Here is a 14,377-nt window from a genome sequence, read left to right as displayed (position 1 = left end):
GGCAGAGGGACCCCACGCGGCGGGCCCGTACCGGAGGGCCCAGCACACAGGGGGGCGGCTACCTCATCGACTCTTTCGCACCGCGCGCACGCGGGCACGGGCCGAACGTCCCGAAGGGCCCGGGAGCAGCGCATCCGACGGCCCGACGCGGTGTCACTTTCGCTTACAGAGCGCCGACTTGGGCGGGCCGTCATCGTGCTCGACTGAATGACCGCGTCCGGCAACCCGCGCCGGCGCCGATGACGCGCCGCGCAGTGCAGTCCAGCGCAGTGCGGCCCAGTGCAGCGCAATGCGACGGAGGTGCGGTGAAGCTCGCTACCCGAAGGCCCGACTGGGGTTCCTTCCCCCGACGAGCCCCGGAGTGGGGCTCGTCGGTGCGGAACCCCGCCCCGACGCCGCCCCCGGCGGTCCCGGACGGGCGCATCGGCGCGATGGAGGGGCTGCGGGCCATCGCCGTGGCGATGGTCGTCGCCTACCACGCGGTGCCCGACGCGGTGCCCGGCGGCTTCATCGGCGTGGACGTCTTCTTCGTCCTCAGCGGCTATCTGATCGTCTCCGGACTGCTCGCCGAGTGGGACCGCACCGGCTCCCTCTCCCCGCGCCGCTTCTGGCTGCGCCGCAGCCGCCGCCTCGTACCGGCCCTCACCGTGACGGTCCTGGTCACGGCGGCCGCGCTCACCCTACTCGGGCCGCCCTTCTCGCAGGGGCTGCGCGGTGACGTCATCTCCGGACTGCTGTACGCGGAGAACTGGTGGCAGATCGCCTCGGAGGGCGACTACTTCGCGCACGGCGGCGTCACCTCGGCCTTCGTGCACCTGTGGACCCTGGGCGTGGAGGGGCAGTTCTATCTGCTCGCGCCGCTTCTGCTGCTCCTACTGCTGCGCCGTATCCCCAACAGACGTGCCCTGGCGGTCGGTTGTCTGCTTCTCGCGGTGCTGTCGGCCGTCGCGATGGCCGCCCTCTTCACCCCCGGGCAGAACTCCGCCCGCGCCTACTACGGCACGGACACCCACGCCTTCGGCCTGCTGACCGGCGCCGCACTCGCCGCCGTACTGCCCGTCGACCGCGTCCGCGCCCTCACTTCGCGTACGGCGCTGCTCCTGTACGACATCCTCGGGCTCCTTGCTGTCACGGGCCTGACGTACATGGCGCTTCGCTACAACGGCGACTCGGCCCGCGTCTACCAGGGCGGCCTGTTCGCCGCGTCCCTCCTGGCACTGCTGCTCGTCCTGGCGGCCGCCGGGCGCACCGCGATGTCCGAGCTGCTCGCGCTCCGCCCGCTGCGCTGGATCGGCGAACGCAGCTACGCGATCTACCTCTGGCACGTCCCGGTGTTCGTCATCGCGGCGCACCTCTGGCCGCGTGCGGCCACCCGCGGCTGGGCACTGCTCGTCCAGTTGGCGCTCACCCTGGCCCTGGCCGCGCTGTCCTGGGCCCGCGTGGAACGCCCCCTGCTGCGCTACGGCTGGAAGGGCGCCCTAGACCGTGTCATCGGCCCCAAGAAGCGCTGGCAGTCCCGCCCGTTCCTCGCCACGATCACACTGACGGCGTTCGCCGCGACGGTGACGACCGCCGCCCAGGGAGTGATCGAGGCGCCCGCTCTCATCGCCGGCTCCCAACGCCAGGTCGGCCACGGCCAGGAGGACGCCGACGCCACCAAGAACAAGCCCGCCCCGCCCCCGACGGTCAGGGGCTCGGACGTCGTCGCGGTCGGCGACTCGGTCATGGCGGCCGCGGCCCCGGCCCTGGTGGAACAACTGCCCGGCGTACTCCTCGAAACGAAGGAGGGCCGCCAGATGACCGACGGCCCCGCCGTGCTGCGCGCCCTGGCCGCGCAGGACAAGCTGCGCCGCGTGGTCGTCGTCGGCCTCGGCACGAACGGCCCGGTGGACACCGCCGTGCTCGACGAACTGCGCGAAACCGTCGGCCGGGACCGCAGGCTCGTCCTCATCGGCGTACACGTCCCACGGCGCTGGGAGAGCCAGGTCAACTCGACTCTCAAGTCCTACGCGGACCGCCACACCCACGTCTCCCTCGCCGACTGGCACAGCACGATCGCTCCATACGAGGACGAACTGTGGGACGACGGCTACCACCCCAAGTCGACGGGCGGCGCACGCTATGCGCGGCTCGTCAAGGAGGCGGCGCTGGCGGGCAGTTGAGACCCCGCCCGGTCACGTAAGCCTTCGCTGCGGTGGTGCGCACCGGAGTGCACGGCCATGAGGCCCGAGGTGGCCGCCCCCGGGAGCTAGGTTCAAGATCGACAATTGGGGCTGCCCGTGGGCCGGTTGAGCTTCGACCCGGCCGGGCCGGGCCTGGCCCGACGCGTCGCCGCGCCGCGCGTCGCCTCGCGTCGCCGCGCCTCGCCCGTGGTCGTCCCGCAGCTCCCCCGCCACCACAAGTGAGGACCCACCAGATGGCCCGACTGACCTTCTTCGAGGAGTTCCCGGACGACTGCACGTGCGTGGCCTGCGCGGCCGGCGGCAGCACGCGCCCCGCTGGCGTGCGCACAGGCGGCAAGCGGCGGATGGCCTGCACGGCGATAGCCGCGTCGGCGGGCGCCGCGGTGCTCCTGGGCGGAGCTCCGTCGGCGAGCGCCCTCGAGCCCGCACCGGCGTCCGCAGGCTGGGACGGCTCCAAGTACTGGTACCAGCAGAACGGCCACTGGTACTGGACGAGTCACTACGACAAGTACCAGCGCCGCTCGGGCGACAGCGCCGCTCCCGCTGCCCCCGCCGCTCCCGCCGCTCCCGCCGCTCCCGCCGCCCGGGCGTCGGGCAAAGCCCCCGCGGGAGAGCCGGTGTTCCGGGGCAGGGGCGGCTGGGACGGGCAGGTGTACTGGTACCAGCTGGACGGGCGCTGGCGCTGGACGAGCCACCACGACAAGTACGTGCGCCACGCGGGCCCCGGGGCCGGGTCGTCGGCCAAGTCCACCGCGTCGGCCGCCTCCGCCGCCCCGGCGAAGAAGCCGGCCGCGAACAGTTCGGGCTGGGTGCGCCCGGTCGGCGGCGGCTCGGTGAGCGCCGGGTACGGCCGGGCGGGCTCCTGGTCGAGCGGTCGCCACACCGGCGTGGACATCGCCGTGCCGACCGGTACAGCGGTGCGCGCGGCGGGCCCCGGCACCGTCGTCGCCACCGGATACAACGGCGCGTACGGAAACGAGGTGGTCATCCGGCACGCCGACGGCCGCTACACCCAGTACGCGCACCTCAGCGGCGCCCAGGTCCGCGCGGGCCAGTACGTGAGCGGCGGCCAGCAGATCGCGCGCTCCGGCAGCACCGGCCGTTCGACGGGCCCGCACCTGCACTTCGAGGTGCGGACATCGCCCTCGTACGGCAGCGATGTCAATCCGGTGGCGTATCTGGCGGGCAAGGGCGTACGGATCTGACCCCCGCAGCCGGTGCCGCAGCGCGGGCCTTCCCTCTGTTCCATGGACGGGGAAGGCCCGCGCCCGTCATATGTCGTAGTGGTTGACGCCGTCCACGAAGCCCCGGCTGAGCAGCTCGTCCAGGGTGTGCGGCAGGTCCTGGCGGTCCAGGCTCACCCGCTCCCGGCGCCGCCGCCCGCGCAAGGCGGCCTGCGTCCAGGACACATCGATGTGCTCGGGGAGTTCGTCCGCCCCGCCGGCGTAGAGCGGTGCGACGACGCGCAGATGTACGTGGACGACCCCGCCGGGCGGCACACGCGCGACGGTCCCGACCATCTCGTCCTCACCGCTGCCCCGCACCCTGACCCGATGCGCCGTGCCGGTGCCGCAGTTGGCCAGCGTGACGACGAAGAGACCACGCGGTCCGCTGTCGTGGGCGAACTCGGTGATGGCCCAGGAGACAACGGTCCGCGTCCGCCACAGGGCCCAGAGAGCCAGCAGGAGGGCGACGGCCCAGAGAATGCCACCGACGACGGCAATTACGGCTATTTCAGACATAAGTTCATCGTAGAGAGTGCGGGGGAGGGCCCTGCGCCCCCGGCGGAACGGACCGGGGGCGGGGGCTTCCACACCTGGCCGTTTCGGCTCCCCAGCTGGCCAGACGCGCACCATAAATCCTGGCACGCGAAAGCGGCCGCGCCCGGGGGCCGTTGGACCCGAAGAATCCCGGCGGCCGGACAACTTTCGCTGACGTGCGGCGACTTTCGCCGGCGTGCGGACCATGGCGGCTGGCGTGCGGACCATGGCGACAGAACTGGCCGGTCAGCCTCCGGCACCGTCCCGCGCCGCGCCGAGCCACTCCAGGGCCGCGGCCGTCAGAGCCGTCACGCCCGTGGTGAGCGTCGGGCCGACCTGCGGGGCGAAGTGCGGGGAGTGGTTGGAGGGGATGTCCTTCTCGAAGGTCCCCGCCGCCTGCGCGGCCGCCACCGCCGCCGGGTCGGCGCCGCCGAACAGCCAGTAGCACAGCGGCACTTGAGCGGCCGTGGCGAGAATGCCGACGTCCTCGCTGCCGGTGACAGGCCCCGGGTCGAGCACCTTCCCGGCGCCCAGCGCGCCGCCGATCGCGGCCATCGTACGGTCCACCGCGGCACCGTCGTTCACCACGACCGGGAACGAGTCGATCACGGAGAACTCCGGCTCGCGGTGCGCGCCCGCGACCACCGCCTCGCCCCGCACGATCCGCTCGACAGCGGCCAGCACCCTCGTCCGGACCTCCGGGGTGTACGTACGGATGTTGATCCGCAGCTCCGCCTCGTCCGGGATGATGTTGTCCTTGGTGCCCGCGTTGAGCGCACCCACGGTGACGACGGCCGTCTCACCACCGGCGACCTCCCGGGACACCACGGTCTGCAGCCGCATCACCGTCGACGCGGCCATCACCACCGGGTCCACCGTCGCCTCGGGCCGTGAGCCATGGCCGCCCTTGCCGAACATCCGCACCAGCAACGCGTCCGTCGCGGCGAACGCCGGCCCCTTGTGACAGCCGATCAGACCGGCGGGCAGCGGGGCGACATGCTGGCCGAGAACCACATCGGGCCTGCCGAACCGGTCGAAGAGCCCGTCGTCCACCATCGCCTGCGCGCCCCCGCCGACCTCCTCCGCGGGCTGGAAGACACCGATCACCTTCCCGTGCCAGTCGGCCCGCGCGTCCGCGAGCAGCTTGAGCGCACCCAGCAGACAAGTGACGTGCATGTCATGACCGCAGGCATGCATCACACCGTCGGTGGCGGACGCGTACGGCAGCTCCGTCTGCTCCTTCACGGGGAGCGCGTCGATGTCGGCACGCAACAGCACGGTCGGCCCGTCACCGTTCTCCAGCACGGCCACGACGCCGGTACGGCCGACACCGCTGGTGACCGTGTACCCGTACGCGGCCGCACGCTCCGCGATCCGGCCCGCGGTGCGCTCCTCCTCGAAGGACAGCTCGGGGTGCCGGTGCAGGTCCCGGTAGAAACCGGCGAGATCCTCGTGGATCGCATCGAGCCCTTGCAGCGCGGCTGAGAGGGCGGGTGGGGTGGACGGCGCGGACGGGGCGGTCATGGGGGTGCTCCTCAGCTGTTCAATGCTCACTGGCTGCTCAGTGCGCGATGCGCGATCGTCGCTTTCGCGTACCGCTCGCGTACTGCTCGTCCACCTGTCTACGTGATCTTGTAGCGCTTTGTCCGGGGCGCCACTTGTGCGTCACCCCACACGCGAACGCTTCAGCGGCCGACTACCCGTCCGCCGTGCTCGTCCGTGTCGGCGCGGTAGGGGCGGGACAACGTGAACACCACCTCGTATCCCGTGGGTCGGCGGGGGCCTGCATGGAATGCGCCGCCGTGCAGAAGGACGCGTTCCTGCATTCCTTTCAGCCCTCGCCCACCCGCGCCCCCGCCCGGTGGCTCCTCCTCCTGCGCGGGTGCGGCAGCGCCCTTGTGCGGGCGCCCCTCGTCACGGACGGCCGTCCCTGGAGTCCGTGGCCGCCGGGGCGGCGGTCAGCGAGGCCAGGCCGGCCGCGGCGGCCCCCGCGACCAGGGTGGCGATCCTTCTTCTCTTCAGCACAGCGTCTTTCCTCTCCTTCAGGTGCTGCCCGTGCAGATGCCCGTGCTCATCAGCAGGCGCGAGCGTCCTCGATCTTGATGTGGGTCACGGTGGTGTGGGCGCCGAACGAGAGCGAATTGTTCGGGCCCAGGCAGACCTCGCCGGTCCTGCCGCTGAACGTGTAGCGGATCAACGCCCGGTCGTGCCGAAGGCCTTCGCCGCCGTCTCCACCTGCGCGACGGCTGCGGAGGTGCCCCGGTTCGCGGAGGTGTTGCCGTCCGGATTCTGGTCGCACAGGTTGTTGGCGGCGAAGTCCGGCTTCTCGTAGTGCCACAGCAGGTTCTTCCAGGTCTGCGGGCCGACGATGCCGTCCGCCGTCAGGCCTGCCTTGGTCTGGAAGCGCTGCACCGCGGTGCGTACCGCCGGCCCGAACACGCCGTCCACGGCGAGCCCGGCACCCGTCTTGGCATTGAGCGCGCTCTGCAGCGCGCGGACCGCGGGCCCCGAGGAGCCTTCCTTCACCGTCTTGGCCAGCGCCGCCCAGGTCGCTGGACCCACGATGCCGTCGGCGGCCAGGCCGTGCGCCTGCTGGCAGCGCTTGACGGCTTGGCCGGTGGTGGAGCCGAACACGCCGTCGGCCGTGGTGGACTGGCCGCCCGCAGTGACCAAGTGCTGCAGGGCCAGCGCATCGGTGCCGCGATTGCCCGCGGACTGGGTGGGATAGGCGGCCCGCTCGTACGCGCTCGCCCCGGTCGATGCCCCCCCATGACGAGAGTGAGCCCCGCCGCGGTGCACAACACCCGCCCGCCAACCACGGGTTGAGGCCGAATTCAACCCCAGGGCAGACAACGCGTGGCCCTCAGGGACCGTCCAACGCCACCGGTGCCCCAGAAGCCAGAGGCACGAGCCCGTCCGACAACCAGCGGCCGGATTACCGGACTTGGCCCGGCGCTCACCCCCGGTCCGCCACGATCACCGCATGGAACCTGTAGTCATCGCGGCGCTCATCAACGGACCCGTCACCCTGGCCGTCGGCGCCCTGACATACACCGTGGGCCGGGCCGCCGCGCGCACCGCGCAGAACACCGCCGCCGAGACCGCGGACTTCGCGTACCGCGCCACCCTCGAGGCCGCGGAACTGGCCCGCACGACCGCGCTGGAAGCGGAGCGCCGCAAGACGCAGCGGGAGGCCTACGCCAACCTGGTCTCAAAAGCCCACGCGTACCTCAGGGCCACGAAGCCCATACTCGCCCTGGCCGAGGAGCTGGATGAGTACGCGGAGCAGTCGGAGCATGTGACACGGGACGACAGGACCGGCGCGATGGTCGAGGTGAAGGACAGCGGCCTCGTCGACTCGCGGACCGAAGCGCTCGAAACGCGGATCCGCAGGGCGAACGACCAGGTGCCGGTGTTGCGGGCCGCCGATGTCGTGATCCTCGAAGGGCCGCATCCGACCCTCACCCGAGCGGCACGGCAGGTCAAGGCCGATACCGAAGCCCTCCACGCGACTCTCGCGAATGCCGGCCTCTGGCCCTGGAGGCAGGAGGAGGCCCCGGACCCGCAGCGTTCCGCCCACGCCCACGCGACGCTGGAAGCCACCGTCGAGGACTTCACGGAAGCCGCCCGCGGCCACCTCAACGGCCCTACGGAGAACGGGGCATGAGGTGAGTGAAGGCGGACGGCATGCTGGTTCAGCTTCAGCTGCCGTTTTAAACCCCCATGTCCCAGTTGCCGTAATCGCGGCGGGGTGACGCCGGAAGCCGGGGTTCGGCTCCGCGCTCCGATAGCTTTCCGTCACTGAACGGGGAGAAGGGGGTGCGCGACGGTGGGCGGGCAGGGCCCGCTCGACGGAGTGAAGACCTGGTACCGGACACACACGGCGGCGGGCCGCTCGTGGCCCCATGCGTGGGCCGACGCGCTGCGGGCACGGTCGCACGTCCGGAATGCAGCGACCGTCCACTCGCCCTCACGGACGTCCCTCGCCTCGCGATGCGCAATGCCTGCGGGCCTGTGCCCGCACTGTGCCTGACGCTGCCGCTTCTTTCAACAAGTCATCGCCATAAGGGAGTTGTGTCCTGCCTGCCGACCCGGCGCGGGGGTTGCTTCCGGGCCGTTGAGGTCGCCCGACAGAGGGGGGAACGATGAAGAGCCGGATCGGTCAGCGCCTCGTTCTTACGGGGGAAGCCGGCGGACAACGGCACGCGGGTGCCCGCGGTGGGTGTATCTGTCCCGGGCCGCCGCGATGACCGGAACAACCAGTCGGACCGGTCATCGCGGCGGCCCGACCAGCCTGCGAGCCGAAGAGACGTCCCCCGGTGCGCCGCTGCACCAGCGCACCTGTCGTGCCGTCTTCTGCCTCTTCGCGGTGTACGGAGCATTGTGGGGCCCGTATCTGGCGCTGCTGCCGCAGCTGCGACGGTCCACGGGAATCGGGGAAGGGCACTACAGCGCAGCCCTGTTCATCGGCGCGCTGGCGGCCCTGCCCGCGATGTACGTCACGGGCCGCCTGGTGGACCGCTGGGGCCCCCGCTCGGTTCCGGCGTTCGTCGCGGTGTTCGCGCTGGCCGCGATGGTGCCTCCCTTCGTCGGCTCGGTACCCGGACTCTTCGTCGCCGTCACCCTGTTCAGCTGCGGATCCGGAGCGTGCAACGTCGCCGTCGTAGCCATGGCGTCCGCCACCGAGGCCGCCTCGGGACAGCGGATCATGAACCGCGCGCACGCCCTGTTCCCCGTGGGCCTGCTGAGTGCCAGCCTCCTCACCGGCGCCCTGCGCACGGCGGGGCTCCCCGCCGAAGTCATCGTGCCGCTCCTCGACACCGCCGTGATCACGGCCCTGTTGGCCAGGCGAGGCGACCTCCTCGCCCTCATCCCCACCAGGCTCGTCCGGCCCCGCAGACAGCGCATCAGCCGCCACGCACTCGACCGGACAGGTCTGACCCTCTGCGTCCTCGCCGCACTGGCCATGGTCGTGGAGAGCAGTGTCCAGCACTGGTCCGCGGTCTTCCTGGACGAGAGCCTGCACGCCCCCATCGGCCTTTCCACGGCGGCGCCGGGCATCTTCGCCGGCGCCATGGCCTTCGGCCGGCTCGGCGGACACTGGCTCTCCGGCCATGTCAGCGACCGGAGCGTGCTGATGGCCTCCGGCGCCCTCGCGGCATCCGGGGCGCTCCTGCTGTCGGCCGCCGACCGCCCCGTCTCCGCGTTGCTCGCGACGGCCCTCGTTGGCGCGGCCGTCTCGGTGGCCCCGCCCACCAGTTACGCGATCATCGGGCGCCGCGTCGCACCGCACATCCGCGGCGCCGCCGTGGGCTCCGTCACCTCGCTGGCGTCGATCGGCCTCATGCTCGGGCCCGCCCTGGTCGGTCAGGTCGCAGGCAGCCTCGACCTGCGCACAGCCCTCGCCGGACTGGCCGTGATCGCACTCGCGGTCTCCGTGCTCGCCGTCACCGTTCCTGCCACGCCACAAACCGATGAGGCCCACGCCCCCGTCGATGAGGCCCACGCCGCCCATCGATGAAGCCCACGCCACACACCGATGAAACGGAGGACACCCACATGGCCGGCATCACCCACGGACGCGGCGGTACGGAGTTCGTCGCAGGCGGCTGCCCGCGACATCTGGTGGGCGAGCTACCGATCACGCCGGGACCGCCGGTGCGACTCCTCGATGAAGCCGACGGCGTACGGCACTGGCTGGTGACCGGATACGAAGCGGGCCGTGAGCTCCTGCGCAACCCTCACTTCAGCCGCGCCCGCTCTGCCGAACAGCGCCACCCGCGGGGCCCCGCGACCAGAATGTCCGTCACCGACATGGACCCGCCGCGGCACACCCGGATCCGCCACCTGGTGAGCAAGGCCTTCTCCGCCCGCCGGGTAGCCGAACTCCGCCCGGAAATCGAGCGACTGGCCGAGGAACTGCTCGACCAGCTGACCGCGGCATCCGACGGCGCCGACCTGCTGCGCGATTTCTGCACCCCGCTCACCTTCCGGGCGCAGAGCGAGCTGCTCGGCGTGCCGCCGGCCCGCCGCGACGTGATATTCCAACTCGCCAACGAACGGCTCGGACCGCCGGGCGCGGGACCCGACGACATCCACCGTGGTGAACTGCGGCTGTACAACGCGGTCGCCGACATGCTGCACGACCGGCACGAACCACCGCGGGGACTCCTGGGCGCGCTCATCACTGCCCACGAGGAGGGGCAGCTGGGTACCGAGGACGACCTGACAGGCCTGGCCGCCTCCTTGTTCTTCGACGGGCACGCCCTGGCCGCCGCGCAAATCGCCAACGCCGTGCACTGCGTGCTGTCGAGCCCCGGACTGAGCCGGCGGCTGCGGGCGGACAGGACACTCCTGAACTGTGTCGTGGAGGAGTCCCTGCGCTACAGCCCGGCGGTCAATCTCAGCATGACCCGCACCGCCACCGCCGACGTCGAGTTCGCCGGTGCGTCCATGAGGGCGGGTGACCAGGTCAGCGTCGCCCTGCCGCTGGCCAACCGGGACGACACGGTGTATCCCGACGCGCACAGGTTCGGCACCGAACGCCCCGCGAGCGGACATCTGTCCTTCGGCCGCGGCGCCCACTTCTGCCTCGGCGCCCACCTGGCCCGCACAGAGATCAGCGTGGCGCTCACCGCTCTGCTCGACCGGGTGCCGCACCTCCAGCTCGCCGTCCCGCCGGAGGAAATGGCCTGGTGGGTGTCGAGCAGCAGACGCAGCCTCACCTCCCTGCCCGTCCTGTGGTGGGGCGCCCGCAGACAGGCCGCGTAGCACGGACGCCGCGACACCCGCCCTACGCCGGGCTCGTGCACCCACGTCGGCATCGGGCCGGTCAACGCGCAGGTCAGGCAAGTTCCGGCGTCATGGCGGCCGCCACCTTCAGATGCAGAGCGGCCTGCTCTTCCTCTCCCAGGCGCTGGAGGGTGCGGCCGAGCATGAGCCGAGCATGGGAGTCGTCCGGTACCTCGCTCACCAACTCTTCCAACACGCGTCGGGCGCGGCCCAGTTGGGCGGAGTGGAAGTAGCCGCGGGCCGCGGTCCGACGGACGTTCAGGTCGTCCGCGTGCTCATCGAGCAGCGGCTTCAGGAGGGCGAGGGAGCCGAGCGGGTCGTGCTGGTCCAGCAAGGACTCGGCCCAGCGCAGCCGCCGCTTTGATGAACGCCTCGATCAAAGCAGGGGACTTGACACCACGACGGCTCTCCACGCCACTCGACACGTCCACGCCCCAGGGGGTGAGGACCCGTACCGCCTCCGCGACGTTGTCGGGCGTCAGCCCTCCGGCCAGGAGCCAGCGGCCGGAGGGCGGGGCGAACCCGGCCGTGTCCCAGTCCCAGGCCCGGCCCGACCCGGGCACCGGTGCGTCGACGAGGACCAGATCCTCGCCGAACTCGCCGTGCCGTAGCGGCTGTTGGGCGGGGAAGGCCAGGGATCGGATGAGTGTGCGGGTCTCGGACCGCAGGGCGGCGTACTGCTCGGGCCCCTCGTCGCCGTGGAGCTGGATGGCTCCCAGACCGGCCGTACGGGCGCAGTCGCGTACGGCCGTCACGTCCTGGTTGCGGAAGACGCCCACCGTGACGACGTGGTCCGGGACACGGCGGACGAGATCGCGGGCCGTCTCGGCGCTCACCTGGCGAGGACTGTCGGCGAAGACGAACCCGACCGCGTCCGCGCCATGGCGTACGGCGGTGTCCACGTCCTCGGCCGTCCGCAGGCCGCAGGCCGCAGATCTTCACGAACGGTACCGAGGTCATACCGACTGCCCTTCTCGTCTGTCAGGGACTGCCGTCAGGGACTGCCGTCAGGAACTGCTGCCGGGACTGCCCATGTGTCCGGGACTGCCCGGCGCGGCCACCGTAATCCGTCGTACCGGCTCCGGTCACACCAGGAGATGGCCGAGGAAGACGTAGGCGAGACCGAAGTAGACGAACACGCCCAGGAGATCCATGATCGAGGTGATCAGCGGGGAGCTCAGGGTGGCGGGGTCGGTGCCGATACGGCGGGCGGCGAAGGGCAGCGTGGCGCCGATGATGCCGCCGAGCGCGGTGCACACGAGCATGCTCAGGCCGACGGTGGCCAGTACGCCCGGCTCCAGACCGCCCTTGGCGAAGTAGGCGAGGACGACTTCCAGCAAGGCGATACAGCCGCCGAGTGCCAGTGCGACCGCGATCTCCCGCCGGACCACGAACCCGACGTCCTTCCAGCGCAGCCGCAGCTGCCCGAGCGCCATGGAGCGGATGACAAGGGTCGCCGCCTGGCTGCCGGTGTTGCCGCCCATGTCGACGATGGGAGCGATGAACGCCGCGAGGATCACGATCTCGCTGAGCATCTCCTCCTGATTGGCGACGAACGTGCTGGTGACCAGGCCGAACAGCGTCAGGATGGCCAGCCAGAACAGCCGCACGCCGAAGATCCGGCGGAACGGTGACTCGCGCAGGTCCAGGTCGGGACCGCCGAGCGAGGTGGTGCCGCCGTAGCGGGCGAGCTGTGTAGCGTCCTGCTCGTGGTCGATGTCCATGGCGTCGTCGACGGTGACGATGCCGATCATCCGGTCGTCCCCGTTGATCACGGGAACGGCGAGGAGGTCGTAGCGGCGGATGTACGCGGCTGCCTTCTCGTCCGGGTCCTCCGTCCGCACGGTGATCGGGTCCGGGCGCAGCAGCTTCGCCACCGGGGTGTGCGCTTGTGCCAGGACCAGATCCCGCAGGGACACCGTGCCCTGCAGGCGGTCCTTCTCGTCGAGTACGTAGACCACGTAGATGGTCTCCGCGTCGGGCCCGGCGCCGCGCAGCGTCCGCAGCGCCTCCTCCACGGTGTCCTCCGCGCCGACCGTGGCGAACTGGGACGTGGCCGCCGCGCCCGCGGTGCCCTCGCGGTAACGCGCGAGGCGGAGCATGTCGTCCCGCTCGGCCTGCGCCAAGGAGGGCATGACGCGACGCCGGCCGTCCGCGTCGAGCCGGTTGTACAGATCGGCCCGCTCGTCCGACGGCAGGGCGCGGATCAGCGCACCGGCGGTGGCGGGGGTCATCGTGGCCAGGACCCGGTCCTGGTCGGGGTCCGGCAGCGCGACGAACAGCCGGGCCTGGAACTGGGCCGGCGCGGTGGCGAGAAGGCGGGCGACCTGCTCCGACGTACCGTCTCGCAGTGCCTCGGCCACGTCGGCCGCGGGCGCCGAGCGGACCAGTGCGTCGAAGGAGGAGGGGTCGGGCCGGTCGAGCAGGGACCGGACGCGCTCGGCTATGTCTTTACGGTTCATGGCAAGCCTCTGTAGCTCTGTGCGTGGGGGGGGAGGGGGAACGGGGGGCAGCGCGGGGGAACGGCCGCACCCGGGCAGCACAAGGCAGCCCCCGGGCAGCGGTCGGAAAGGGGAGGGAAAGGGAAAGGGAAAGAGAATCGTGCGAGCAAGGCGCGGCGGACCCACGGCATGACCGTGTTGCACACCTACGGGATGTGCGACGCGGAACGGATGCGGGTCTGTGTACGGGGACCGCCCGTGAAGGCTGGCGGGGAGACCCGGTCAGCCGCGGAAAGACGCGCGACAAGGACTCTGGTCGGGACTCATCCCAAGACCACCTCCTCTTGCGCAGGGCACGGCAGACGCCGGGTTCCGTCCGGAACCCATACTTGCGTCAACACGAAAGTAGCACGTTTTACGTGCGGGTTTGACCCGTCCTTTGCCGGATGCTCCGGCAGGGGCGCCGAGCCGTGGGCCCGTGCGGCGCAGGCCCTCACCGGGCGTCCTCGCCGGACCAGCGGATGACGGCACCTGAGCCGGCTGCCGGCTCCAGCTCGATGCGCGCGGTAGCCGCGGTCACCGGATGGTGAACTGACGTTGCATCAGCGGCCGGTGGCACCGTCGATCAGTTCGCGGATGATGTCCGCGTGGCCCGCGTGCCGCCCGGTCTCCTCGATCATGTGGGTCAGTGCCCAGCGCACGCTGGGGGCGGAGCGGCCCGGCTGCGGCCGGGGAACCGGTGCGCCGAGGTCGGCGCACCCGTCGAGCACCTCGTTCGCGCGCTCGACCGCGTCGCGGTAGCGCGCCACGACATCGGCCACGCTGTCCGTCGGTGCGGCCCGGAAGGTCGCTTTCCAGTCGGTGACGTCGTCCCCGAGGAACAACGAGCGCTCGACGAACGTCAGATGGCCGAGCAGACCGAGCAGATTCGTGCCGGTGGGCACCGCGGCCGTGCGCACCTGCGGTTCGGGAGCGTCCTCGACCTTGGCGGCGATCGACGTCCGGAGGTAGTCGAGGAATCCACGCAGGACCTCGCTCTCGCTGTTCGCGGTACGGGGCGGCGGGGTGTCGCGGCGTCGGTTGCGGCGCGTGGTGCCGGGCACAGGAGTCTCCTTGCATCGAGGGGAGGGGGGGGGCGGGCCTCACCGTCTCGGTGAGGTGAGGTGAGGTGAGGTGAGGCGGGCATTGGGCTGCGGGCAGT

14 protein-coding genes are annotated in these 14,377 nt (G+C 71.5%); 6 read left to right on the top strand and 8 right to left on the bottom strand.

Annotated elements, in window-relative coordinates; translation table 11 throughout:
* The first annotated feature begins 305 nt into the window (after positions 1-305).
* The 3 genes from ACFQVC_RS34140 to ACFQVC_RS34130 all read left to right on the top strand — a co-directional run bounded on the left by ACFQVC_RS34140 (position 306) and on the right by ACFQVC_RS34130 (position 3,388).
* Positions 306-2,162, top strand: a complete 1,857-nt coding sequence (locus ACFQVC_RS34140) for an acyltransferase family protein (RefSeq protein ID WP_381837972.1) — start codon at positions 306-308, stop codon at positions 2,160-2,162.
* A gap of 105 nt (positions 2,163-2,267) precedes the next feature.
* Complete coding sequence (locus tag ACFQVC_RS34135; RefSeq protein WP_381837971.1) at positions 2,268-2,405, top strand: hypothetical protein; 138 nt, start codon at positions 2,268-2,270, stop codon at positions 2,403-2,405.
* Between the two features lie 11 nt (positions 2,406-2,416).
* Entirely contained in the window at positions 2,417-3,388 is a 972-nt protein-coding gene (locus ACFQVC_RS34130) for a M23 family metallopeptidase (protein WP_381837969.1), read from the top strand.
* Positions 3,389-3,454: 66 nt separating this feature from the next.
* Here ACFQVC_RS34130 and ACFQVC_RS34125 read toward each other — a convergent pair whose 3' ends face one another.
* The 4 genes from ACFQVC_RS34125 to ACFQVC_RS34110 all read right to left on the bottom strand — a co-directional run bounded on the left by ACFQVC_RS34125 (position 3,455) and on the right by ACFQVC_RS34110 (position 6,616).
* Entirely contained in the window at positions 3,455-3,925 is a 471-nt protein-coding gene (locus tag ACFQVC_RS34125; RefSeq protein ID WP_381837967.1) for a hypothetical protein, read from the bottom strand.
* Positions 3,926-4,189: 264 nt separating this feature from the next.
* Positions 4,190-5,467, bottom strand: a complete 1,278-nt coding sequence (locus tag ACFQVC_RS34120; protein WP_381837965.1) for an amidohydrolase — start codon at positions 5,465-5,467, stop codon at positions 4,190-4,192.
* A 550-nt stretch (positions 5,468-6,017) separates the two neighbouring features.
* Entirely contained in the window at positions 6,018-6,140 is a 123-nt protein-coding gene (locus tag ACFQVC_RS34115) for a hypothetical protein (protein ID WP_381837963.1), read from the bottom strand.
* The gene (locus ACFQVC_RS34110; RefSeq protein WP_381837961.1) at positions 6,137-6,616 is read right to left on the bottom strand and encodes a peptidoglycan-binding domain-containing protein; all 480 of its coding nucleotides are present in this window, start codon (positions 6,614-6,616) and stop codon (positions 6,137-6,139) included. Before ACFQVC_RS34110 ends, ACFQVC_RS34115 begins: the two co-directional genes overlap by 4 nt.
* Positions 6,617-6,926: 310 nt before the next feature.
* Here ACFQVC_RS34110 and ACFQVC_RS34105 point away from each other — a divergent pair, with 310 nt between their 5' ends.
* The 3 genes from ACFQVC_RS34105 to ACFQVC_RS34095 all read left to right on the top strand — a co-directional run bounded on the left by ACFQVC_RS34105 (position 6,927) and on the right by ACFQVC_RS34095 (position 10,714).
* Positions 6,927-7,610, top strand: coding sequence for a hypothetical protein (locus tag ACFQVC_RS34105; RefSeq protein WP_381837959.1), 684 nt, complete (start codon positions 6,927-6,929; stop codon positions 7,608-7,610).
* Between the two features lie 579 nt (positions 7,611-8,189).
* Complete coding sequence (locus ACFQVC_RS34100) at positions 8,190-9,464, top strand: MFS transporter (RefSeq protein WP_381837957.1); 1,275 nt, start codon at positions 8,190-8,192, stop codon at positions 9,462-9,464.
* A gap of 38 nt (positions 9,465-9,502) precedes the next feature.
* Positions 9,503-10,714 (top strand): cytochrome P450, encoded by a 1,212-nt coding sequence (locus ACFQVC_RS34095; protein WP_381837955.1) that lies wholly within the window; start codon positions 9,503-9,505, stop codon positions 10,712-10,714.
* A 73-nt stretch (positions 10,715-10,787) separates the two neighbouring features.
* Here the strand turns inward: ACFQVC_RS34095 and ACFQVC_RS34090 are convergent, their stop codons facing one another.
* The 4 genes from ACFQVC_RS34090 to ACFQVC_RS34075 form a co-directional block, all read right to left on the bottom strand.
* Positions 10,788-11,069: a tetratricopeptide repeat protein gene (locus ACFQVC_RS34090; RefSeq protein ID WP_381837953.1), complete on the bottom strand. Its 282-nt coding sequence runs from the start codon at positions 11,067-11,069 to the stop codon at positions 10,788-10,790.
* A complete protein-coding gene (locus tag ACFQVC_RS34085; protein ID WP_381838188.1) occupies positions 11,011-11,655 on the bottom strand; it encodes a phosphoribosylanthranilate isomerase in 645 nt (214 codons plus the stop codon). The genes ACFQVC_RS34090 and ACFQVC_RS34085 overlap by 59 nt, the downstream gene beginning before the upstream one ends.
* A 165-nt stretch (positions 11,656-11,820) precedes the next feature.
* Complete coding sequence (mgtE, locus tag ACFQVC_RS34080; RefSeq protein ID WP_381837952.1) at positions 11,821-13,197, bottom strand: magnesium transporter; 1,377 nt, start codon at positions 13,195-13,197, stop codon at positions 11,821-11,823.
* Between the two features lie 581 nt (positions 13,198-13,778).
* Entirely contained in the window at positions 13,779-14,279 is a 501-nt protein-coding gene (locus tag ACFQVC_RS34075; protein ID WP_381837950.1) for a DinB family protein, read from the bottom strand.
* Positions 14,280-14,377 lie beyond the last annotated feature (98 nt).

The sequence above is a fragment of the Streptomyces monticola genome, from assembly GCF_042665355.1.
Taxonomy (GTDB): Bacteria; Actinomycetota; Actinomycetes; order Streptomycetales; family Streptomycetaceae; genus Streptomyces; species Streptomyces monticola.
The sequence above is the reverse complement of the archived record's forward strand: the minus strand, read 5'-3'. Positions and strand labels throughout refer to the sequence as shown.